Origin of the sequence: Yersinia vastinensis (assembly GCF_902726565.1) — a bacterium.
GTDB lineage: Bacteria > Pseudomonadota > Gammaproteobacteria > Enterobacterales > Enterobacteriaceae > Yersinia > Yersinia vastinensis.
In genome coordinates this window covers 126646-148387 of sequence record NZ_CACVAF010000002.1, presented here as the reverse complement: position 1 = coordinate 148387, position 21742 = coordinate 126646, and the positions used below count along the sequence as shown (strand labels likewise).

Genomic DNA, 21742 nt, shown 5'->3' with positions numbered 1-21742 from the left:
GCCATTGGCATCATGATAACAATGCAGGGGATTTAACTGCCCCTGCATCAGAATAACGGATAAAAAGATTAGAAAGCGTTAGTGTCTTTAAACAGGCCTACTTTCAAGTCGGTAGCGGTATAAATCACTTTGCCATCCACTAATACTTCGCCATCAGCAACACCCATAATCAATTTACGCATAATCACGCGTTTAAAATTAATACGATATGTCACTTTCTTGGCGTCAGGCAGTACCTGACCAGTAAACTTCACTTCACCGACACCCAAGGCGCGGCCTTTGCCTTCGCCACCCAGCCAGCCAAGATAGAAACCAACTAACTGCCACATGGCATCAAGGCCCAGACAGCCGGGCATTACTGGATCGCCGATAAAATGGCAACCGAAGAACCATAGATCTGGATTAATATCCAGTTCCGCTTCCACATAACCTTTGTTATAGAGGCCGCCGTCTTCTGTCATTTTAACGACACGGTCCATCATTAACATATTGCCTGCCGGCAATGGTGGCCCGCCAGCACCAAACAGTTCGCCACGGCCTGATGCTTCAAGGTCTTCTTTCGTATAGGATTCGCGTTTATCTACCATGTTCTCAGTAAGCCTTATTTTAATGAAGTGCGCAGAATAGCGTACAGCTGTACGCCGAGCAAGTCCGATCAGCCCTGGTTGAACCAGTTCAGCCAACGTAGTGGCCATGGCCAACGGTGCCTGTCCTGCGGATTTACTTGTGAGATTCGCTCTTGAATTATACCTAACAAGCTGGGTTGTTGCTCATCGGCATAAATCACACCCGTTAACAACGGTAATGCTTCAGCGGCTGTATCCACAGCCCACAAATGGAATTGACCGTTCTGCACCGCATCAACCACTGCTTGATTCAAACACAAATGACGGACATTCGTTGTGGGTAAGATAACCCCTTGATTACCCGTTAGTCCACGGCGTTGGCAAGCCTCGAAGAAACCTTCGATCTTTTCATTCACACCACCAATAGGTTGTACATTACCAAATTGGTCGACCGAACCTGTCACGGCGATTTGTTGATTGATTGGCTGCTGTGAAAGGGCACTGATCAGGGCACAAAGCTCTGCCAGCGATGCACTATCGCCATCAACCTCACCATAGGATTGTTCAAAAACAATAGAGGCTGAGAAGGGGAGCGGCTGATCAAGCTCCAATTCTGAAATCAAGAAGGCTTGCATAATCATCATGCCTTTAGCATGAATATTGCCGCCCAGTTCTGCTTTCCGCTCCACATCAACGAATTCGCCGTCACCTAAATGGACGACGCAACTGATACGTGCGGGTTCGCCAAAGGCATAAGGATGCCCAGGATATTCCAATACTGACAGACCATTAATTTGACCAACAACTTGCCCTTCGGTCTCGACCAGTATTTGCCCCAGCTCAATCTCATCTTGCATCCGTTCGGCAAGGTAGCTATTGCGCCAATCGCGGGCATTCTGTGCAGTCTCGAGCGCATTAGCAGTGATGATGTTTTCTTCAGTATAAAGCGCTGCTTCAGCAAGTATGCGAGTTAGCCATTGTGGACACAATGGCAGGCTACCCTGGTCACCGCTATAACGTACCGCTTGCCGAAAGAGCACAGGCCAAGCATCGGCAGATAATGACGGCAACTGTTTTTGCTGCAACAGTGTATTGATGTAACCACACCATAAAGTCATGCCATCAATATCGACCAGCGGTAGTTCAACTTCGAACTCGCCATAAATGGCCAACTCACCCAACTCGGGTTCCATGTCATGGAAGTCGCCTAGTCCTAAGCGGTCACCCACAAGGATCAGGCGTAAATCGAGTGGCATAGAGGGAATATGCACAGGCAGAGGGCGGGTTTCATCCGGTGACAGCCAGTCAAAGCGTTGCTGAACAATCATCTGCTTTAGCCGTAGCCACATTAATGGCTGCGCCTGCAGTGAACGCACCGACAAGATCAATATGCCGCCATTAGCCTGGTGAACCAAACCGGGTTGTAGACTGATTTGATCTTTATGCCACCTGACACAACCAAATAGCTGTTCTGGCTCGACCCACTCCTGATAGAGACAGCGTGAGATAGCCGCAAACGGCTCGTCACCACGCTGTGCTGGTTGCCAAGTGACTTGGTGACCATGCACCTGATAATCACCGCCAAACAGGGCAGCGGCCTCAGGTTGCAGCTCTTTAACAGCTTGGGCGATCAATGCCAAGTACTCAGTACTTTCCTGTGCTTTGATCAGCATAAAACGCGGTTTAAATTGTGGATGACAGAATAATGTCATGCCATTTTCTAACCGGGGTTGAATTGCCGCGAAAGGAACAGGTTCCAACTGGGAGGCAGTAGCAAATAACGCTTCATATGGCGTTGTGTTCGGCAGCAGTGACTGCCATTCAAGTCTGTTATTGGTCAAAGTGATAGATGCAATCGTCAAAAAGGGAAAGTGCGATTATACAAGAATAAAGCAGACTGCATATACGTAGAGTGGTAGTTGATGGTAAGGAGTAAGATATCGACAGTGTTCCGTACAAAAAATAAACGAATCATGTGCTTTTAGTAGGGTGAAATTCTGTGTAAAGCTGTTATGCTTGCGTTAAGTTACACGGTCACTAAAGAGCTCACGATGAAATATCAACAACTGGAAAATCTGGAAAGCGGTTGGAAATGGGCATATTTGGTAAAAAAACACCGTGAAGGTGAGGCCATTACCCGCCATATCGAAAATAGTGCAGCGCAGGAAGCTGTCGACCAGCTGCTGAAGCTTGAAAATGAGCCGGTAAAAGTGCTGGAATGGATTGAAACCCACATGAATATGCAACTGGCCAATAGGATGAAGCAGACGATCCGTGCCAGACGCAAGCGACATTTTAATGCAGAACATCAGCATACCCGCAAGAAATCAATCGATTTAGAGTTTTTGGTATGGCAACGTTTAGCGGCCCTTGCCCGACGTCGCGGTATCACTCTGTCAGAGACGGTAGTTCAGCTAATTGAAGATGCTGAACGCAAAGAGAAGTATGAAAGTAAAATGTCATCCTTGAAACAGGACTTACAGGATATTCTTGGTAAGGAGATTTAATCCGTTTCGGTATGACTGAATATTAAGATCATTGAGACACCACGATTAAGAGATTAAAAAATCCGGCATGATCGAATTTAGCTGAATAATTTTTTTAGAATTAGATGATAAAAAAAAACCCCGCAAAGCGGGGTTTTTTATGAAAGCCGTAAACTTAAGCCTGTGGCTGAGTTACAACTTCTTTGTAGCCTTTAACTTCGATCTCTACGCGACGATCTGGTGCCAAGCACTCGATCAGAGCAGCACGTGGTTTCACGTTGTCACAGGTGTTGCCTGTAACTGGGTTTGCTTGACCTTCACCGCGTGCGGTGATTTTGTCAGCAGGGATACCTTTAGAAACCAGGTAGTCACGCACGCTGTCAGCACGACGTTGAGACAGAGCTAAGTTAGGAGCTGGTTGACCGATACGGTCAGCAAAGCCCAGAACAACTACAGAACCGTCTTTAGGATCGATAGAGCTCAGCTGTGAATACAGTTGGTCCAGAGCTTGCTGGCCTTCTGGTTTCAGAGTTGACTTGTTGAAAGCGAACAGCACGTCTGATTTCAGAGTGAAGCGCTTAGTGTCAACAACTGGAGCTGGAGCTGGAGCTGGAGCTACTGGAGCTACTGCATCGTCCTGACCGAAACGGTAAGAAACACCTACGCTCAGCATGCCGTTGTCTGGACGAGCACCAACGGTACCTTTATCACCGATGTTGCTAACCCATTGGTATTCCATACGAGTAGCCCAGTTTTTGGTCCACGCGTATTCAGCACCCAGAGCTACCAGTGGAGATACACCGGTGTCATGGTTGCTAGAACGTGCGCCAGAAGTCGCGTCAAACGCGCTTGAGTCTACACGCCAAACCAGGCCACCCAGACGGGTGTACAGGTCCAAGTCCTGAGCAATTGGGTAGCTCAGTTTAGCAGCCAGCTGAACGCCTTGTGCTTTAAAGTCGCCGTTACGAACGTCGCCTTTGTAAGGCATACGGCCAAGCCAGTCGTATCCCATTTCAAAGCCCAGGTATTGGTTGGCTTGGTAACCCAAGAACGCACCAGCACCTAATTGGTCTTTATGGGTAGGACCGTCGTTGCCAAGGTCGCCATAGATACCGCCAGTGCCAGTATCTTGATACTGGGACCAGCCCAGTTTACCACCGGTGTACCAGGTGTTATCTTTCGGTGCGGCTTGCGCTACTGTAGCGAAACCAGCCAGTGCCACTGCTAATGCGATAGCTGTCTTTTTCATTTTACGCCTCGTTATCATCCAAATAGGCAATGAGCTTTAAAAGCTAAGCCCTTGGTTAAAATTCTTCGTCAAGGTATTCGCGCTCCCGTTAATCACGCTGCCAGTATAATTTGGCGTTTTAGAGCAACCTTGGCGATGTAAAGTCTACAACGTGGCGAGAAAGTTACAAGTGTGATGTGATAAACCGCCTGAAAAAAAAACGAAATTGTGCATAATCTTTAACGATTTAGCGGTAAAAGGCAGCTTTTTCTAGACGTTATTTTTTGCTGTAAGCCGCATTCTGACTCGCTTTATGCCGATTTTGCAGGAGTAAGCGCTAAATATTGTAAAAATTCATGGGATAAATCCTAAATTTACTTAATGATACAAAGAAGAATGAATTTTTAACGTTGCGCACTGTCCTTGATTCGATTTTGTGTCATCCAAAGGATGCATCACAAACCCATAAGCATTCCCTAACTTTGCTGCCAAACGTAATCGGATACGATCATTTTCTGACAACTCCGGTAGCCAACCAAGAACGACACTATAATTTCCTGTCAACAAGGCTTTTTCCATCGCATCGACGGTTGATAATGGATTTATCTGCCTTACCTGAACGATTTTACTCACGGGCAAACCAGATTGCTGTATCCATGAGCGGCTTAATTTTTGTTGTGGTGTTAACCATAGGAGCCACCGTGATTGCTTGCCTAATTGCTGTAATAGAGGAAGCAATAGCTGGGTTACCGCAGGCTGGTTTTCACTGTACACAAGTTCACTGATAAGGCCACTATCTGTTGGTGCATCAACTCGCTCCTGCGTATTTCCGGTAAGAAGAGAATGATAATTAGCATGATAAGGTTTTAGTGATTGAGTACGCATTATGAACCTCGCCTGTAGTGTGCTGTATGTATATACAGTAGTCACTGTTTGTTCGAAGATCAACTAAATTTTTACAAGGCGCTTCGCATTATTGCGATGTAAATGGGCGCAAAACCATTTTGTGTTTGGCTCGGTTAGCTATATTGCGTATTTTTTAATTAGTTGTTCCTCTTACACTTATTGCAACAAAACAGGGACGATAGGTCAGATTTTTACTAAAGGAGTAGTAATGAAATACGTATCAGAAAACATGATAAGGCGGGCGCAATCTCGTTTTGATTTTTTAGGTCAAATCGCTGCTCGCTCACAATTTGGCGGTTATGGCCTACTAGCCAACGGTATTATGTTTGCTGTGGTCTCGGAGGGGGAACTTTATTTACGAGCGAATGACCAGATTGAATACCGCTTTCGCCTCAGAGGAATGGCCAATCTTGTGTATGCCAAACGTGGGCTTCCTGTTTTACTGCGTTATTATTGGGTAGATACAATATTGTGGGATGATGACCTCGTTCTGCGTAATTTTGTCTGGCAGGCCCATCAAGGCGCCAAAACCGAGGTTCTCAGTAAGAATAGTTCCTCTATTCGTTTGAAAGACTTGCCCAATATCAGTGCTAGCCTCGAACGGCTCTTATGGAAAGCTGGGATTACAAGTGCGGATGAGTTGCGCCTTGAGGGGGCTAAACGCTGTTACCTTAAATTGCGTACTTTAAGGCGCTCACTCGGGGTGAATGTTTTGCTGGCTTTAGCGGGGGCAATCAGTGGCCATCACTCTGCTGTGCTGCCACTGATGATGCGCAGTGAGCTTATCGAATGGTTTGAGATACATATTCGTTCCCCCAAGGCGGCACAATACGAGGCAGCATAGCGATGGTCCATAGATAGAAAATGGCCCGAGATGTTAGTGTGTTGGTGGTTGACCAATACGTTTATTAAGCTCGCTAAGTTCAGGCAACAGTTCCAGCAATAGGCCAATTTGTTGTAAAACCAATTGGTCTATGCTTTCCGGCTCAGGATTGCAATTTTGTAGCCGGGTAGATAAACCCGTCAGCACTCGCGCCATTTGGGTGCTGTCAGGTTGTTCTTGCTCCAGTGAACCTTCGATATAGCAAATCGCATCATTGAGTAGGTTCAGTGTGTCGGCGTTACTCAGCTTTTCACGATGAGCACCCAAAGCCGATATATAACTTAGCATGGTGTGGTTTAGGCAAAGCAACCGAAATGCTGCTTCATGAGTCTCTTTGTCGTTTTGCGGCTCCGCTGACATATTTGAAATAACGGATGCGAGTTCTGCATCACAATTGTGTGCGTCACGACGGGCGATACGGTAGGTAAGGCTATTATCTTTGCCTTGATGATATTGCACTAAAATAGCATCGAGGTAACGGCAGTTTGCATTCAGTGTTTTATGCACAACCGCAGGGAGATGGCGGAATTTCCAGTCCGGCCAGATATAGCTTACGGCGACCCATGCGATTGCACAGCCGAGCAGCGTGTCAAACACACGTGGAGCGGCGACCTCGAATCCTTCTCCTAAAAGGTTAAAACACAATAAGACCAGCAAAGTAATAAACATCGTTGCATGGGCATACTGAACATTGCGAAAAGCAAAAAACAGCACCCCACTGATAACTATCAAGATTAATTGCCCCTCAATTGAAGGCACAAAATAAAGGATAGGTAACCCGATAAGTATGCCTGCGAGGGTGCCAACAATACGCCGGGTTAGGCGGCTACGTGTTGCGTTGTAGTTTGGTTGGCAGACAAAAAGACTGGTTAATAGGATCCAGTAGCCATGGCGCATACCAGTCAGTTGAATAAATGCGTATCCGACACAAAGCACGACTGACATGCGTATGGCATGACGGAAAAGCGCAGATTGTGGCGTCAGATGGCGGCTGATACGCAGCTTAATATCACTCCACCCGGTGAGACGATCATCAGATAAGCGACTCTCAGACTGCGGGCCTTCAGCTAATACTTGCTCCGATTCAATCCCTGCCAGTTGCGCATCAATGGCGCGTAAGTTTTTTAGTAACAGTGATAAAGCCTTCACTTGTGGCACATTCTCATTTTGAGCCAACTCTCTGGCTAACGCAGCATCTAAGAATGTAAAAGCACGCTCAAAACGCGGGTCATGCTGGTATTTTTGGCGCATCAAAATGGATTGGGACAGCTGCATACACGCTCTGGCTTGCATGCTGAGGAGGCGCTGAAAGCGGAACAAAACATCGCTATAGCGGAATTTTTCCCGGAGTAGCTGATATTGAACATGCGATGAACTGGCGCGCTCATGAATATCTTGCGCAACAAAATAATAATGAAGAGTTCGCCTGGTTTCGCGTTGCCCGCGGTCACCTTTCAGACGTGAAACCAGAGATATTCTGGCCTGATTCAATGTTGATAGCAGAATGCCGTTTGCCATTGCTACATCAATCAGTGGCTGATCCACATCAGATTCAATATCAGGATCAAATAGGTTGGCTTTGGCTTCCAGATAGTGAGAGAGCTGCTGATAGCAACGAGCGAGGTTATCTTGCAAGGGGCGAATGGGGAAAATAAGATGCCCGCACAAGGTCAGAAGATTATACCAAACAGCCCCCAGTATCAGTAACAGAGGCTGCTGATACCAGATATGGTACATCGAAGTACCCAACATGGTGTAAATGGCAATTAATAATGCACCAAAGGCGATTGTTGCATAACGTTGCCCTAAGGCTCCCAACAGGATAAAACCGCAGGTCGATAGGGTGAGCCCAAGGGCAAAGAACCATGGGTAAGGGAACAACAGCTCAATAGAGGCTGATGCAACAAAAAAGCAAATTAAGGTGATGAATAAATTACGTAACCGCCCAGCTAGGCGGTCATCGAGATCAGTCAGTGCTGCAGCGACAACACCCAACGTTAAGGGAATGGTCAGTTTAGGCTGATCAATCCACCATGGCACCGCCGTTACTCCTGCTAATGCGATAAAAATCCGAACATGATAGAGCAGGCTGCTGTTGTAGACATAACGGCGTAAACCAGTAACGAAAGTGAGCACAAAAAAACCTCTAAAAACAGAAAATTCAGCGTTGCTGATACTGGCGCTGGGCGTTGGCTATTCTTGCCTGTTGTGCCATTTCTACAGAAACGACACGTCGACCCACCGGCCATAACGCAATAGCTGCGATTTTAAAATTGGCGATACCGACCGGAATGCCAATGATGGTTATACATTGCACAATCCCGGTTGCAATATGTGATAAACACAGCCACCAACCAAATAAAATAAACCAAACGATATTCAGTAGAGAACCGCCTGCGGATAACAGAGGATTACTTTTTTCTGGGTATAATTCATTGACATGGATCGCCTCATTACCATAAGGCAGAAATGATAACTTAGTAATCTCCCAGCAAGAGCGGGTTAATGGTAAGGTGAAAATCAGGATAACACTGACCACTGTTGCTAATAGCCAGCCTAATGTGGTGAAGAAACCACCTAAAACAAAGTTAAGAATATTGAGTACAGTACGCATAGTGATTAATCTGCCTAGCTGAATAAAAAAACCGCAATGCGGATGAATAATAACAGGTGCTATCTATTCTATAGAGATAGCGCAAGTTAGTTTCTTTAAACAACTATCGGATACCTGTTGTTTAAACTCAATTATTATATTTACACTCCTATATGTTATTTCAATTCACTTAATACGAGTTATGGCGCGCAGATATGGAACTTAAAGCGACATCTTTTGGCAAGCATTTGGCTCAACACCCCTATAATCGGGTGCGTCTGCTCAATGCTGGCATCGAAGTATGCGGTGATAAACATCAATACCTGATTCCTTTTAATCAGTTGGTCAGTATCCAATGTAAACGCGGTATCGTCTGGGGCGAGATGGAATTTGAATTACCAAACCAGCAAGTAGTCCGTTTACATGGCACTGAATGGCAGGAAACTCAGCGTTTTTACCATCACTTACTGGGCATCTGGCAGCAATGGAGTGAGGAGATGAGCCAGGTTTGTGTTGACGTTTTGCATAAACAAGTCGAATCAATCAAGCGAATTGAACATCAGGATAAATGGTTTAAACGCAGTGAATTAGGTCAGGTACAAGCATCCATTCGCGAGGCTTTTGCATCACTACCCATGCCGGTTCAGCGTTTAACTGAATTCGAGTCTTGTCGCGCCGATTACGAACTCTGTTTGCGCTGGTTGCAGCAGGGTAACCGCAGTGTTGATAGCCGCAATCAACAATGGACCCTCCGCATGTTGGAGGAGTATCAAGATTTCTTCCAAAGTGTAGAAACTTCTCCGCTGAATGAGTCGCAAAGCCGCGCTGTAGTGAATGGTGAAGATTCAGTATTAGTCTTGGCGGGGGCGGGAAGTGGCAAAACATCAGTGCTCGTTGCTCGTGCCGGTTGGCTATTGCGCCGTAATGAAGCATTGCCAGAACAAATTTTACTGCTGGCTTTTGGTCGTCAGGCGGCTGATGAAATGAATAGCCGTATCAAACAACGTCTGGCGGTAGAGGATATTCAGGCCAAAACTTTCCATGCTCTTGCTTTGCAGATAATCCAACAAGGCAGCCGTAAAACACCCGTGATCAGTAAGCTTGAGTCTGATAGTCAGGCCAGAAGAGCATTGTTGATCAAAAATTGGCAACAACAGTGCAGTGAGAAAAAAGCCCAAGCGAAAGGGTGGCGCGAGTGGTTAACTGATGAGCTGGAATGGGATGTTGATGAGGGCAATTTTTGGCAGGATAAACGATTGGCGGCCCGGCTAGCAGGGCGGCTTGAGCGCTGGTTAGGGTTGATGCGCATGCATGGAGGGAGTCAGGCTGAAATGATAGAGCAGGCTGATGAAGAAGTGCGTGATCTTTTCCAAAAGCGTATACGGCTAATGGCACCTTTATTGAAAGCATGGAAAACAGCCCTGAAAGAAGAAGGGGCTGTTGATTTTTCCGGATTGATTCATCAGGCCGTTAATTTGCTGGATAAAGGGCGTTTTGTTAGCCCGTGGAAGCATATTTTGGTTGACGAGTTTCAAGATATTTCACCACAACGCGCGATGTTACTTACGGCTTTACGCAAACAAAATAAACAAACCTGCTTATTTGCCGTTGGTGATGATTGGCAGGCTATTTACCGCTTCAGTGGCGCAGAACTTTCTCTCACGACCGCCTTTAACCATAATTTTGGTGAGGGTGCGGAATGCGCACTGGATACGACTTACCGTTTTAATGATCGTATTGGTGAAGTGGCTAACCAGTTTATTCAGCAGAATCCCTATCAACTGAAAAAGCCGCTAAACAGCTTGAGTAAAGGAAATAAAAAGTCAGTCGTTATTCTGCCAAGCGAGCAGCTAGAAGCTCTGCTGGATAAATTTAGTGGTTTTGTTAAAGATGATGAGCGTGTACTTATTTTGGCGCGATATCACCATTTGCGGCCAGAAATCTTACAAAAAGCGGAGACTCGCTGGCCAAAATTATCCATTGATTTTATGACGATTCATGCCAGCAAAGGACAACAGGCTGACTATGTGATTATTGTTGGCTTGCACGAGGGAAATGACGGTTTTCCCGCGGTAGCGCGCGAGTCAATTTTGGAAGATGTTTTGCTGCCCGCTCCAGAGGATTTCCCTGATGCAGAGGAACGGCGGTTACTTTATGTGGCAATGACGCGAGCAAAAAATCAAGTCTGGTTACTGCAAGACACAGCCAACCCCTCTATTTTCGTGCGCCAGCTTAGTGAGCTAGGTGTACCGACTCTGCGTAAACCGTAATAGACTTAACTGTTACACATCGATAATGAAACCCGGTGCCATAAACACCGGGCTTCATATTTATTTCAGTCGTTGCTGTAAATAGCGATCATAATCAGGGATGGCAATAGTCACTTCACCGCTAAACAAAGCTGAACCGATTAAGAAATCGGCAGTAGAGCGGTTAGTCGCGACGGGAATGTTCCAAACCGTTGCCAGACGCAGTAAGGCTTTGACATCAGGGTCATGTGGAACGGCATTAAGTGGATCCCAGAAGAAAATCAAAATATCAATTTTCTTCTCAGATATCAGAGCGCCCACTTCTTGGTCTCCGCCCATCGGACCACTGAGTAAACAGTGAACATCAATACCTGTTGCATTCTGCACCAGATTCCCCGTTGTGCCAGTTGCATAAAGTTCGTGCTGAGATAATAGATCTCTGTTCTCCATCACCCATTCGAGCAGTGATTTTTTGCAGTGATCATGGGAAACAAGGGCAATATGCTTACGTGCCGCAATAGTGCGGGTAGTGAGTTCCATCAAGATATCCTTCAATAAATGCCAGCGGTTTACTGACAGATTACTGAAATGGCAATTTTGTGCATAGTAGTAGCGCAAAGAAATGCGAAGAAACAAGCATAACCTGATGTTTAAGAACGACCTTGATGTTGTAAGGCTATTTCGTGGGTGGGTTTTTGGCCCATAAAAGGAAACGTTTTTGAGTTTCTTTGTCTGCTTGTAGGAACCAGTATTGCAACATCTGCTCTGCGACATTCTCACCCTGCAGATTAGTTTTTTGCGCAGCATTCGTCCCGGCCACGGGAATAGTGGTTCCTGGCACGGCACTCACTGGCGAGGGCGGGATGGTGGCAAAAGAGGGGACTGAAGCACTGAATTGCCCGACATTATAGGTTGCCATCGCTGTTTCAAGTGTTGTGGCAGTATTGAGATTATCCTGATGCAATATGTCGTGGCGTACAGATAGTGGGCGACCATTATCGCCGATAAGCTGATATACCGGGTTTTTGGAGAATTTATGTCCATCGTGTTCTGTTTCAATCGTCGGTAATTTTATGGCCACGGAACGCACATTACGGGTATTGAATGCCACGACTAATGGTGGGGAGGCATACAGTATCTTCGGATCCGCTGGCAGTGGTTTTGCAACTTTAAACAAGATTTGGTGCTGACCACTGTTAAGCTCTAGGCTATCAGCACCTTTGAGCAAAGAACCCGACATATTCTTTCCATCGACCACCAACAGGTCAATTTCCGGCGCGAGTTTTAAGGTCGTGGCTAGAGCTGAAGCACTACAGCAAACGGCCAAAATCCCTGCGACCACCAGACCAAATTTCATGTGTTACTCCTGAAGGTGTTATCTGCATACATTGTCAGATCAGCTAGATTATGTGTCAAAGTCTTTCCGGCTGCCCATATTTATTTACGTTTTGAAATATTCAGTATAAAGAAGTCGCTTTTATCCTAATGAATTCTAAAGATAAAAAGGATAATCTAACAGCGATTACTTCTCTATCTATTAAACCAAATCAATTAGGCAGCATTTATCATCGTTTTTTCGCATGATGCTAGGGAGTCGCCTAATATTTGTAAATCCATCCGGATGCAAATGGACTAAAAACCTTCTTTTAGCGCATCAGAGGAACTGAAAAATGCACGATAAAGACATTGCCGACATACTCCAACAGGTAAAAACAATCGCACTGGTGGGGGCGAGTGATAAACCATCCCGGCCTAGTTATGGTGTGATGGCTTATTTGTTACAACAGGGATATCAGGTGATACCCGTTAGCCCTAAACTGGCGGGAACGTCGTTGCTGGGTCAGCAAGTATATGCTGAGTTAGCCGATATTCCACATCCCATTGATATGGTAGATGTCTTTCGTAATGCGGAGGCGGCATATGGTGTTGCACAGGATGCGATTGCGATAGGAGCCAAGGTACTTTGGCTACAAATTGGGGTTATTAACGAATTGGCAGCCACATTGGCAGCAGATGCTGGGCTAAAGGTGGTTATGGACCGTTGCCCTAAAATTGAAATCCCACGGCTGGGGTTAGAGAAAGCGTAATATTTTCTACTCTCGATAAGCTAAATTTTGGTGATAAAAAACCCGGCACGATAGCCGGGTTTGATTGATGAGTCTCAGACTTAGTTGCGCAGACGCGGAGCCTGTAGTTGATGACGAATAGACGCGGCCAATTCATCCAATGAAGGCTGCTCCGGATGAGCATCCATATCTTCGTAAGTCAGTTGTGCTTCAGCCAGATAGGTGTGTACCGGTTGCCCCTCATCATCCTCAATGACCACATGATACCAAGGTGATGAACGCAACATATCGTTGTTTGCTACCTCATCAGGTTCCGGTGGCTCAAGAGAATATTCAGGATCGATATCAATCACCACACCCAAATAGCCATGTAGGCTATGGCGAACCTGCTGCCCAATACCGAATTTGCTGGCGATCATGATAACCTCCTGAGAAACATTACTCTGCCTTCTATATGAGGGCAGTGTAGGGCATTTCAAGTCACATTATCCGACACGCAAACCCTTTCAGGTATAAACCTTCTGGATATGTCGCGATAACAGGGTGATCCGCTGCCTGACGGAACTGCTCTATAAATTGTATATCATGGCCTGCATCTAACGCAGCGTCAGCCAAAATTTTCTGGAACAAATCAGTTGGCATTAAGCCTGAGCAGGAGAAACTTAACAAGATCCCACCAGGGCGTAACAGTTGTATTGCGAGCATATTGATATCTTTATAGCCGCGACAAGCACTGGCCAACTGGCTTTTGTTTTCCACAAATTTCGGTGGATCCATGATAATCATGTCAAACTTTTCCCCTTGTGCGCGGTAATTGCGCAGCAATTGGAAGACATCATCACGAATAAATTCGGCTTTGCTTAAATCTAATTGGTTTAGTTCAACGTTTTGCTGGGCAATATCCAGTACCGATTGTGAAGTATCAACACTGATAACTTGTTTGCAATTCCCCATGAGTGCAGCGACCGCAAAGGCGCCGGTGTAGGAGAAACAGTTAAGAACGCGGCGGCCATCAGCGTAATTACGCGCCGCAAGGCGGCTATCTCGTTGGTCCAAATAAAAACCAGTTTTATGCCCCTGCTGAATATCAACCAGCAATTGCATGCCATTTTCGGTAATTGGCAGCAGTGCCGGAGGCATTTCACCATAAACGGTGCCTTGCGTCAGTGGTAAGCCTTCTTTTTTACGCACCGAAACATCTGAGCGGTCGTAAATAGAGCATTCTGGGTAGCATTTTTGCAATGCGCTGACCAGCGCTGCACGTTGATATTCAGCGCCTGCTGACAATAATTGCAGCACCAGAAAGTTCTGGAAGCGGTCAATGGTGATACCCGGCAAGCCATCTGATTCACCTGCAATTAAGCGATAGCCATTCAAACCATCACGTTGTGCCAACCAATCCCGCCAATTTTGTGCTTGCTGTAGACGGCGAACAAAGAATTCGCTATCGATAACTTCATCTTGTTGGAACGTCCAAACTCGTGCCAGAATTTGTGATTCAGGCGAGTAGGCGGCACGGGCCAGCCATTTTCCTTGGCTATCAAGAATATCGATGGTTTCACCGGGAAGCGCATTGCCTTCAATGCGTTGAACCGCCCCAGAGAAGATCCATGGATGGCGACGAAGTAAGGATTTTTCACGTCCTTTGGCAAGAATCAGGCGTACGGTCATAATTAGGTTGCTGCCAGCTAGGTAAAAAAGAGCGGTATTGTCGGAGTATGAGCCGGAAAATGCAAATTATCACGTAGATAAGGAATCGATATGCCAAAAGTATGTACTGCGGCCTATGTTTACGGAATCGTTCAAGGTGTCGGTTTTCGCTATAGCACTCAACGACAGGCACTGGAACTGGGAGTAACGGGGTATGCTAAAAATTGTGATGATGGCAGCGTGGAAGTCGTGGCTTGTGGCGAGCAGCAAGCCGTTGAACGTTTGATGGAATGGATTAAGCAGGGCGGGCCGCGAGGTGCGCGCGTGGAGCGTTTGCTGACTGAGCCGTATCCTCCCACGCAGTTTGAGACATTTAAAATTCGTTATTAACTTGAGTGCAATGCCAGAGCAAGAATTGCCACTTGTGGCCAGTTAAATGCATTTCACTGGTTTTGGTAAGCCTGCAATTTTTGTTGCTTGTTTTGCTGGCCCTTTAGGGAATAAGCGGTATAGATACCGGCTGTTACCTTTTTCTTCGCCATATTTTTGTGCCATAGCTTTAACCAGCATACGTATGGCCGGAGATGTATTGAACTCTTGATAAAAAGCACGCACAAAACGCACCACTTCCCAATGTGGCTCAGTGAGTGCAATACCTTCTTGTTCAGCGAGTAGGGGGGCTAAAGCCTCGCTCCAGTCCGCACTGTTTTTTAGATACCCTTGTGCGTCGGTTTCAATTACCCGACCTTCAAACTCCAACATACGACCTCGGTGATTCAATGAAGGGAACGGTGGCTAATTTAGCAAAAAATGGGCGATTCCCCAAAGGAGTCTGTGCTTTTCCTGTGTGAGATTTTATTGATGCCATCGAAAGGTAGGGGTGTTGTACAGTGAATCACCAGTGATGACGATTAATTCAGCATTTGATAATCAGGTGGCGGCTTTTTGGGCAATTAATCACAAACAGGCTTTACAAGCGGCGGTGCTCTGTTTATAGTTCGGCTCGTTGCGGAGGGGTGGCCGAGTGGCTGAAGGCAACGGTCTTGAAAACCGTCGACGGGAAACCGTTCGAGAGTTCGAATCTCTCCTCCTCCGCCATCACTTCTCTTTATCCTTCTGTTTTCTCAGCACCACTCCCCTCACACATAATTAAAACGACGTCCGTTTATAGAGACGGTATTGCGGATGCCAGAAATGCTTGGTGATAGCCGTTTTCAACATTTCATCCGGAATTTCAACAGCAACTTGTGCGAGTTGTGCCTCTTTAGCAACGCGATAAGCAATAGCCTGTGTAACTTGTTGGATATCTTTAATGTCCGGTAGCAATGGACCATCGCCATCTCGTGCCCGTGGTGAGAACTCCGCCAGCGTTCGGCTTGCTGCCATCAACATACTCTCTGTTACACGCCGCGCCTGACTGGCAATGACACCAAGCCCTATGCCAGGGAAAATATAGACGTTATTACACTGGGCAATAGGGTAGAGCTTCTCTTTATAGTTGACGGGTTCGAACGGGCTGCCAGTCGCGATAATGGCATTACCGTCCGTCCAGCGGAGAATATCTTCCGGGCGCGCTTCCATGCGCGAGGTAGGGTTAGACAGCGGCATAATGATCGGCTTGTGGCAGTGGCAATACATCGCTCGAATAACTTCTTCGCTAAATAATCCCGGTTGACCCGTAACCCCAATGAGCACGGTAGGTTTGACGTTCTGGATAACATCAAGGAATGTGCAGTTTTCGCCTTGATTGTCCCAACTTGCCAAGTTTGAACGTGGTTGTGCCAAATGGTGCTGAAAAGGCGCAAGATGGGTCTGATCGTCGGTTAACAGGCCAAAACGGTCGACCATATAGATATTGGCGCGCGCTTGTGCGTCGGTTAAACCTTCTGACACCATTTGTGCCACGATATGCTCAGCAATACCGCATCCGGCAGAGCCTGCACCAAGGAAGACCACTCGCTGATCCCGTAGCTGATGTTGAGCTGCGCGGCAGGCGGCTATCAAGGTGCCAAGTGTGACAGCTGCTGTCCCCTGAATATCATCATTAAAACAGCAGATCTCATCCCGATAGCGGTTTAGCAGGGGAATAGCCGTGTGTTGGGCAAAATCTTCAAACTGTAATAATACGTTGGGCCAGCGGCGCTTAACGGCGCTGATAAACATATCGACAAATTCAAAATACTCATCGGCGGTAATTCGTGGATGACGCCAGCCCATATACAGCGGGTCATTGAGTAATTGGGAATTGTTGGTTCCCACATCAAGTAAAATAGGCAATGTCTGAGCCGGGCTGATGCCACCACATACGGTATATAAAGACAATTTGCCAATGGGGATCCCCATCCCACCAATGCCTTGATCTCCAAGGCCAAGAATACGTTCACCGTCAGTTACCACAATAACTTTAATATTCTGCTTAGTTGCATTATGCAAAATATCATCGAGCATATGCCTGTCAGGCCAAGAGATAAAAAGCCCTCTGGCTCGGCGGTAAATATCAGAGAAATGCTCACAGGCATGGCCAACAACTGGGGTATAAATGATCGGCATCATTTCAGAAATATGTTTGCCGACCAGATGATAAAATAGCGTCTCGTTGGTATCTTGGATATTGCGCAGATATATATGGCGAGCAATATCGGACTTGATGTCGAGAAATTGCTGGTAGGCCCGCTGCGACTGTTCTTCGATGGTTTCTACCGCGGCGGGTAGCAGCCCATGCAAATTAAACGTTTCCCGTTCATGGCGGGTGAATCCACTCCCCTTATTTAAAAGGGGAGAATCCATCAATAATGTGCCCGTGTACGGAATATAGAGTGAATCTTTGCTTTCTTCATGGAACATATTAAATATCCAAATACCAACGATGATGAAGAGTCTTAGGTCTAGAACAGCAGGTAGTTAGTTACCATCATGGTGATGATACCGCCGAGTGCCGGAATAAGTGTTCGCCTCACAATCATAAACGGAGAACATTCACCCGCCTTGCTGACCGCGATGATGATACCGGCAACTGGGGAGATAGAGCGCCCCATTCCTGCCATTAACTGCATCGGCAGAATCATGCTGACAGCTTCTTGACCAAACTTGCTGGCGATAGAAGGGGCCATCCCGGAGAAAGAGAAGAAGGCGGCGACACCAGAGCCGGTTAATACTGCGGTCACACCCACCAACAGTGTCATCAGAACGGTCATACTGGCGAAGCCAAAGCCGGCGTTTTGTACTGACACCAGCAAGTAGTCTATCGCACCGATTTTCTGCATCCCTTGTGCGTAGATATCTGCACAAACCAGTAACGAAACGATGCTGGTAAACATGCCCCCCATACCTTTGAAGAAGACCTGAACCCCTTTACAACAGGCGCGGAAATCACGTTTCACCAGAAGGTCACAAACAAACGCTGTCAACGTACCGATAATCATGGCAGTGACCACGTCTATTTTTATGGTATCAACGAACAGTGGGCTGAATATCAGCACTAGTGCAACCGGGAAAATAGGTAATAGTGCGTAGAAAGTAGGCACTTTCTCCTCGTCGGCCGTTTCGACGTTATTCACCTCTTGAACGACGACCGTGTGGCCATCTTTCTTGTCATAGTATTTAGCAGTAAAGAAGACTAAGACTGACACGACTATCATAACGCCAACCGCCACCGGCATCTGATAATGGGCAAAGTAGATGGCCGTTTCCATACCTGCATGTTTTGCTGCGAGGTTAGCTGTACCCACTGCAGGGCCGAGATCCATAAAGGCACAAAGACCAATCATGGATGCTGCCGCAGCTTTACTGACACCTAAGCGCACTAGCACCGGGAAGAAAGTCACCAACAATAACATGGCTAATCCGGCGGCACTGGAGATAGCCACGTGTAGCAGCTGTGCGCAAATATAACCCAGAGCCAGAATGAGGTAAGGTGCTTTAATCAGCTGCAGAGGGCGAATGCAGACATTTACCATGGCATTTGAGGCTTTAATATGGTCCATATAGCTAGCAAAACCGCCGGCTGCCATGATAATCAAACCGATACCAGCCACTTGAGTGGAGAGTGAATTTTTTGCAAAGGCAAAAATATCAACCCAAACAGAACCTGTTGACTTCGCTTTATCGTATAAAATGCTATGGTCTGGGTAAAAAATAGCGGTGATAGTCAGTAAAGAAATACCGGCCAGCAGCAACACCGTTTGAGGTTGATAATTCTTAATGATTAACCATGCAGCAATGATAGTAATCACTATTGCGATTATAAATGCAATCATGAGATGAGCCCTTTTTATTTGTTTTCCCGAGTGGAAAAACCACTGTTAAATAAAACTTTACAGATATATCTCAGGCGGGAACGGTTAATCTGTATGCCTGCTTATAATGTTGTCATAGTAGAAGTAAGCAACCGTTGGCAGAATGAGAAAATAGTTTTCTCACAGTAATTTGTGCGCAGTGTCTCATAACTTGAAATTCTTTGTTACATCGATTAATGATTTCATTTTACCTGTAGTTTGCATGATCATTAACAATGATATTCTTTCAGAAATATATTTATATGTCAGTGAGTCAAATTGGATGTCAAGAGGCAATAATGGATGAAAATTAATAATTTGTTGACACTTGAGAAATATATTTCACAAACAATACAATTAAATTCATTAACAGAATCGGAATGTCGCCTAGATGCTTATATTCAAGGGCATTTTAATGAATTACCTTTTCATGGCATTGTCGATCTCGCGCGTAATGCAATGGTGAGTAAAGCCACGGTCGGGCGTTTTTTAAATAAGTTGGGGTTCACAGGGTATTCATCTTTCAGGCGCGAGCTGGAAAAGGCTCTGTCACAGCAGAAACTGGTCCCCCCCTTTGAGCTGGTTTCTCGTGCTCAAGAGAAAACCAACATCACCACAGCAGAGATTGTTTCTGAGTTTAATAAAAATGTGACCATGTTGTTTGATAGCTTCAAGGATAATATTGATATTGAGAGTCTGGATCAGTTTATCAGCCTTATTTTGGACACCGATAGGCATCTCTATGTTATTGGTCCTTCTTCGTCTCATGCGATGGCGAAACATTTCACCACACTGGTTAAATATTTTAGGGATAAGGTGACACTTCTCTCTGTCGATGTCGGTGATTTACCGAAAGCTTTGCTGAATATATCCAGTAAAGATGTTTTGATCACTTTCTCCTATTATCGATTTAACCGTGTTGTCATTCGCGTGACAGAGTGGTTTCGTAAGAAAGATGCAGTAGTGGTACTGATAACTAATTCAGAATCAAATCCTTATGGTAAATTCTGTAATCTACAGTTTGTGTTGCCAAGCGATGTACAGTCGGTGTTTAAAAGCAGAATTATCAGTTTCTTTTTTGTCGAGTTAGTTCTGCATTTGGCATATGAAAAAGGGGAGGGTGAAGGAAATTTTGAGCAGTTGGAAGAGCTATTTGTCTTTTTTGAACTCTTTTCACCCTTACCTAAGTAAGGGGGTTAAGATTCCCCCGAGGGATATTCTCAGGGGCATCTTTAGTATTAAATCAATTGGTTGACGGTATTTCTTTATTCGTGGCATCAAAAAATGCCACCGTCTCTTCTATCAGCGCGTCATTACAGCCAAGATAAGAAGATGGATCACAAGCGGCAATAATCTCTTCTTCTGTTAAGAACTCGCGAATTTGAGCATTACCGAGCACTAATTGCAGCAAGTCTTGGGTGCCATCTGCCTCTTTTAATAACGCTTTCATTATGTTGTATCCCTGATCCCGGCCAATTTTATCAGCCAGTTTCATTGATACGGACTCTGACATAATGAAATATTTCGATGTATTGAAATTGTCATTCATTTTTTGCTTATCAACCACCAGATGAGTGATAAGGCGACAAGCGCGATCAAGGCTGGTGGAAAGACTGAGCGCCGATTCAGGTAGCAGCGTCCAATTGAGTACCCGCATTGAGGCGGCTCGCACATCTTGCTGGTCAAGCAAGTTGGTCGCACCTGAGGCATACATCCAACCCATACGGGACAAGGTTTGGATCATATTACTGGCCCGAGGGTTTGTTTTGTGCGGCATGGTACTGGAGCCACCACCACCTTCACCTTCTCTGACTTCGCCAAAAGCGGGCCTGCCCATCGTTTCCACATCATTGGCTATTCGGCACAGGGTGCCGTGTACCAAGGCAAAAAACTGCACGACTTGGACCACATTATCTTGGCTGGCATTCATCATGCCCACTGGTGAAGATAATCCCAGCGATTTCATTAGATTATCTCGAGTCTCCATCCCGTGATGACCTACGGAGGCAAGGTTTCCTACTGCGCCACCAAATAGACCGGTAATGGCAGTTGGATAGAGATTATCAAGGCGATGAATGTGGCGAGTTAGCTCACTCAGATAACTGCTGACCTGCAATCCCCAAGTGGTGGCAGAGGCATCCACAGAATTGGTTCTGGCGACCATGACCGTGTTTTTATGTTCCAGCGCCATGGTTTTCAGGCACTCTCCCAGCTCAATCAACTGACGGCGCAGCAATAGCAATGTCTCTTTCATACGCATGGCTAGCGCAGAATCTAATAAATCCTGCGTGGTACATCCCCAATGGAGATATTTTTTTACCAGCGGTGTGCCAGCATCAGTGATTTGGTCAACCAGCGGTTTTATCGCCATTCCAACTGAACGGGTTTCTGCTGCTAATCGCGGCCAATCAATCTCTAACGATTGGCAAGTCGCGACGATCTCTTCAGCCGCTGGTGTCGGAATTATCTCTAATTCTGCTTGTACGCGGGCTACCGCCATTTCAAATGCCAGCCAGCAGCGAATTAAATTCTCATCAGACCAAATCTGTTTCATTTCCGGGTGAGTAAACAAGGACGAATACAGTTCCGAATCAAATACTGAACTATGACTACCTCGCATTATTGACTCCAAAATAAGTAGATGAACGATATCAGTGAGTTGGTTCTATTTATATCTGTTTACTGGCTGAAAGTCTGGTCTAATTTCTTGATGATAAAAATGAGAATATGAATTTCCCTTCTGTTACCTCCATTTTATTACTGAAAACGTGACAAACTTAACACAAAAGTAATATTGCTAACTTTTTGTATAATACAAAGAATGGTTAATTACTTAACTTT

20 protein-coding genes and 1 tRNA gene are annotated in these 21742 nt (G+C 45.9%); 7 read left to right on the top strand and 14 right to left on the bottom strand.

Annotated features, from left to right (window positions below; genetic code table 11):
• Positions 1 to 68: 68 nt before the first annotated feature.
• Both fabA and HUZ92_RS03435 read right to left on the bottom strand, forming a co-directional pair.
• Complete coding sequence (gene fabA / locus HUZ92_RS03440) at positions 69 to 587, bottom strand: bifunctional 3-hydroxydecanoyl-ACP dehydratase/trans-2-decenoyl-ACP isomerase (protein ID WP_050097738.1); 519 nt, start codon at positions 585 to 587, stop codon at positions 69 to 71.
• 68 nt (positions 588 to 655) lie between these two features.
• Positions 656 to 2407, bottom strand: a complete 1752-nt coding sequence (locus HUZ92_RS03435; protein ID WP_050097153.1) for an AAA family ATPase — start codon at positions 2405 to 2407, stop codon at positions 656 to 658.
• 210 nt (positions 2408 to 2617) lie between these two features.
• Between HUZ92_RS03435 and matP the strand changes: the two genes are divergently transcribed.
• Complete coding sequence (gene matP / locus HUZ92_RS03430; protein WP_050097154.1) at positions 2618 to 3073, top strand: macrodomain Ter protein MatP; 456 nt, start codon at positions 2618 to 2620, stop codon at positions 3071 to 3073.
• A gap of 154 nt (positions 3074 to 3227) precedes the next feature.
• Here matP and ompA read toward each other — a convergent pair whose 3' ends face one another.
• Positions 3228 to 4301 (bottom strand): porin OmpA, encoded by a 1074-nt coding sequence (gene ompA, locus HUZ92_RS03425; protein ID WP_050097155.1) that lies wholly within the window; start codon positions 4299 to 4301, stop codon positions 3228 to 3230.
• Positions 4302 to 4658: 357 nt separating this feature from the next.
• Positions 4659 to 5165: an SOS-induced cell division inhibitor SulA gene (gene sulA / locus HUZ92_RS03420; RefSeq protein ID WP_050139691.1), complete on the bottom strand. Its 507-nt coding sequence runs from the start codon at positions 5163 to 5165 to the stop codon at positions 4659 to 4661.
• 229 nt (positions 5166 to 5394) lie between these two features.
• Here sulA and HUZ92_RS03415 point away from each other — a divergent pair, with 229 nt between their 5' ends.
• Positions 5395 to 6030, top strand: coding sequence for a TfoX/Sxy family DNA transformation protein (locus HUZ92_RS03415; protein WP_050097157.1), 636 nt, complete (start codon positions 5395 to 5397; stop codon positions 6028 to 6030).
• A gap of 33 nt (positions 6031 to 6063) precedes the next feature.
• On the opposite strand, the gene yccS is transcribed toward HUZ92_RS03415, so the two are convergent.
• Together yccS and HUZ92_RS03405 are read right to left on the bottom strand one after the other, a co-directional pair.
• On the bottom strand, positions 6064 to 8205 hold the full coding sequence (gene yccS / locus HUZ92_RS03410) for a YccS family putative transporter (protein WP_050097158.1): 2142 nt from the start codon (positions 8203 to 8205) through the stop codon (positions 6064 to 6066).
• Positions 8206 to 8230: 25 nt separating this feature from the next.
• Complete coding sequence (locus HUZ92_RS03405; protein ID WP_004709948.1) at positions 8231 to 8683, bottom strand: YccF domain-containing protein; 453 nt, start codon at positions 8681 to 8683, stop codon at positions 8231 to 8233.
• 194 nt (positions 8684 to 8877) lie between these two features.
• Between HUZ92_RS03405 and helD the strand changes: the two genes are divergently transcribed.
• The gene (helD, locus tag HUZ92_RS03400) at positions 8878 to 10932 is read left to right on the top strand and encodes a DNA helicase IV (RefSeq protein WP_128450863.1); all 2055 of its coding nucleotides are present in this window, start codon (positions 8878 to 8880) and stop codon (positions 10930 to 10932) included.
• Positions 10933 to 10992: 60 nt separating this feature from the next.
• Here helD and HUZ92_RS03395 read toward each other — a convergent pair whose 3' ends face one another.
• Positions 10993 to 11451 (bottom strand): methylglyoxal synthase, encoded by a 459-nt coding sequence (locus HUZ92_RS03395; protein WP_050097160.1) that lies wholly within the window; start codon positions 11449 to 11451, stop codon positions 10993 to 10995.
• Positions 11452 to 11587: 136 nt separating this feature from the next.
• Positions 11588 to 12268, bottom strand: a complete 681-nt coding sequence (locus HUZ92_RS03390; RefSeq protein ID WP_050097161.1) for a DUF2057 family protein — start codon at positions 12266 to 12268, stop codon at positions 11588 to 11590.
• Positions 12269 to 12581: 313 nt separating this feature from the next.
• Here HUZ92_RS03390 and HUZ92_RS03385 point away from each other — a divergent pair, with 313 nt between their 5' ends.
• Positions 12582 to 12998, top strand: coding sequence for a CoA-binding protein (locus tag HUZ92_RS03385; RefSeq protein ID WP_050097162.1), 417 nt, complete (start codon positions 12582 to 12584; stop codon positions 12996 to 12998).
• 80 nt (positions 12999 to 13078) lie between these two features.
• On the opposite strand, the gene hspQ is transcribed toward HUZ92_RS03385, so the two are convergent.
• Together hspQ and rlmI are read right to left on the bottom strand one after the other, a co-directional pair.
• Positions 13079 to 13396, bottom strand: coding sequence for a heat shock protein HspQ (hspQ, locus tag HUZ92_RS03380; protein ID WP_050097163.1), 318 nt, complete (start codon positions 13394 to 13396; stop codon positions 13079 to 13081).
• 61 nt (positions 13397 to 13457) lie between these two features.
• Positions 13458 to 14648, bottom strand: coding sequence for a 23S rRNA (cytosine(1962)-C(5))-methyltransferase RlmI (gene rlmI, locus HUZ92_RS03375; RefSeq protein WP_128450862.1), 1191 nt, complete (start codon positions 14646 to 14648; stop codon positions 13458 to 13460).
• A 90-nt stretch (positions 14649 to 14738) separates the two neighbouring features.
• Here rlmI and yccX point away from each other — a divergent pair, with 90 nt between their 5' ends.
• Positions 14739 to 15017, top strand: coding sequence for an acylphosphatase (gene yccX / locus HUZ92_RS03370; protein ID WP_050097165.1), 279 nt, complete (start codon positions 14739 to 14741; stop codon positions 15015 to 15017).
• Positions 15018 to 15059: 42 nt separating this feature from the next.
• Here yccX and tusE read toward each other — a convergent pair whose 3' ends face one another.
• Positions 15060 to 15389, bottom strand: a complete 330-nt coding sequence (gene tusE, locus HUZ92_RS03365) for a sulfurtransferase TusE (RefSeq protein ID WP_050097166.1) — start codon at positions 15387 to 15389, stop codon at positions 15060 to 15062.
• 248 nt (positions 15390 to 15637) lie between these two features.
• Between tusE and HUZ92_RS03360 the strand changes: the two genes are divergently transcribed.
• A tRNA-Ser gene (locus tag HUZ92_RS03360) sits at positions 15638 to 15725 on the top strand.
• 51 nt (positions 15726 to 15776) lie between these two features.
• Here the strand turns inward: HUZ92_RS03360 and HUZ92_RS03355 are convergent.
• Both HUZ92_RS03355 and dcuC read right to left on the bottom strand, forming a co-directional pair.
• Complete coding sequence (locus tag HUZ92_RS03355) at positions 15777 to 17471, bottom strand: NAD-dependent malic enzyme (protein WP_050097167.1); 1695 nt, start codon at positions 17469 to 17471, stop codon at positions 15777 to 15779.
• A 41-nt stretch (positions 17472 to 17512) separates the two neighbouring features.
• A complete protein-coding gene (dcuC, locus tag HUZ92_RS03350; RefSeq protein WP_050097168.1) occupies positions 17513 to 18883 on the bottom strand; it encodes a C4-dicarboxylate transporter DcuC in 1371 nt (456 codons plus the stop codon).
• Between the two features lie 321 nt (positions 18884 to 19204).
• Here dcuC and HUZ92_RS03345 point away from each other — a divergent pair, with 321 nt between their 5' ends.
• Positions 19205 to 20092, top strand: coding sequence for a MurR/RpiR family transcriptional regulator (locus HUZ92_RS03345; RefSeq protein ID WP_050097169.1), 888 nt, complete (start codon positions 19205 to 19207; stop codon positions 20090 to 20092).
• A 52-nt stretch (positions 20093 to 20144) separates the two neighbouring features.
• On the opposite strand, the gene HUZ92_RS03340 is transcribed toward HUZ92_RS03345, so the two are convergent.
• Complete coding sequence (locus HUZ92_RS03340) at positions 20145 to 21521, bottom strand: class-II fumarase/aspartase family protein (RefSeq protein WP_050097170.1); 1377 nt, start codon at positions 21519 to 21521, stop codon at positions 20145 to 20147.
• Between the last annotated feature and the right edge of the window lie 221 nt (positions 21522 to 21742).

What these genes read in the sequence shown, in the direction of transcription:
- fabA (WP_050097738.1), bottom strand. Translation starts at nt 587, where the DNA reads ATGGTAGATAAACGCGAATCCTATACGAAAGAAGACCTTGAAGCATCA.
- matP (WP_050097154.1), top strand. Translation starts at nt 2,618, where the DNA reads ATGAAATATCAACAACTGGAAAATCTGGAAAGCGGTTGGAAATGGGCA.
- ompA (WP_050097155.1), bottom strand. Translation starts at nt 4,301, where the DNA reads ATGAAAAAGACAGCTATCGCATTAGCAGTGGCACTGGCTGGTTTCGCT.
- sulA (WP_050139691.1), bottom strand. Translation starts at nt 5,165, where the DNA reads ATGCGTACTCAATCACTAAAACCTTATCATGCTAATTATCATTCTCTT.
- HUZ92_RS03415 (WP_050097157.1), top strand. Translation starts at nt 5,395, where the DNA reads ATGAAATACGTATCAGAAAACATGATAAGGCGGGCGCAATCTCGTTTT.
- HUZ92_RS03405 (WP_004709948.1), bottom strand. Translation starts at nt 8,683, where the DNA reads ATGCGTACTGTACTCAATATTCTTAACTTTGTTTTAGGTGGTTTCTTC.
- helD (WP_128450863.1), top strand. Translation starts at nt 8,878, where the DNA reads ATGGAACTTAAAGCGACATCTTTTGGCAAGCATTTGGCTCAACACCCC.
- HUZ92_RS03395 (WP_050097160.1), bottom strand. Translation starts at nt 11,451, where the DNA reads ATGGAACTCACTACCCGCACTATTGCGGCACGTAAGCATATTGCCCTT.
- HUZ92_RS03390 (WP_050097161.1), bottom strand. Translation starts at nt 12,268, where the DNA reads ATGAAATTTGGTCTGGTGGTCGCAGGGATTTTGGCCGTTTGCTGTAGT.
- HUZ92_RS03385 (WP_050097162.1), top strand. Translation starts at nt 12,582, where the DNA reads ATGCACGATAAAGACATTGCCGACATACTCCAACAGGTAAAAACAATC.
- hspQ (WP_050097163.1), bottom strand. Translation starts at nt 13,396, where the DNA reads ATGATCGCCAGCAAATTCGGTATTGGGCAGCAGGTTCGCCATAGCCTA.
- rlmI (WP_128450862.1), bottom strand. Translation starts at nt 14,648, where the DNA reads ATGACCGTACGCCTGATTCTTGCCAAAGGACGTGAAAAATCCTTACTT.
- yccX (WP_050097165.1), top strand. Translation starts at nt 14,739, where the DNA reads ATGCCAAAAGTATGTACTGCGGCCTATGTTTACGGAATCGTTCAAGGT.
- tusE (WP_050097166.1), bottom strand. Translation starts at nt 15,389, where the DNA reads ATGTTGGAGTTTGAAGGTCGGGTAATTGAAACCGACGCACAAGGGTAT.
- HUZ92_RS03355 (WP_050097167.1), bottom strand. Translation starts at nt 17,471, where the DNA reads ATGTTCCATGAAGAAAGCAAAGATTCACTCTATATTCCGTACACGGGC.
- dcuC (WP_050097168.1), bottom strand. Translation starts at nt 18,883, where the DNA reads ATGATTGCATTTATAATCGCAATAGTGATTACTATCATTGCTGCATGG.
- HUZ92_RS03345 (WP_050097169.1), top strand. Translation starts at nt 19,205, where the DNA reads ATGAAAATTAATAATTTGTTGACACTTGAGAAATATATTTCACAAACA.
- HUZ92_RS03340 (WP_050097170.1), bottom strand. Translation starts at nt 21,521, where the DNA reads ATGCGAGGTAGTCATAGTTCAGTATTTGATTCGGAACTGTATTCGTCC.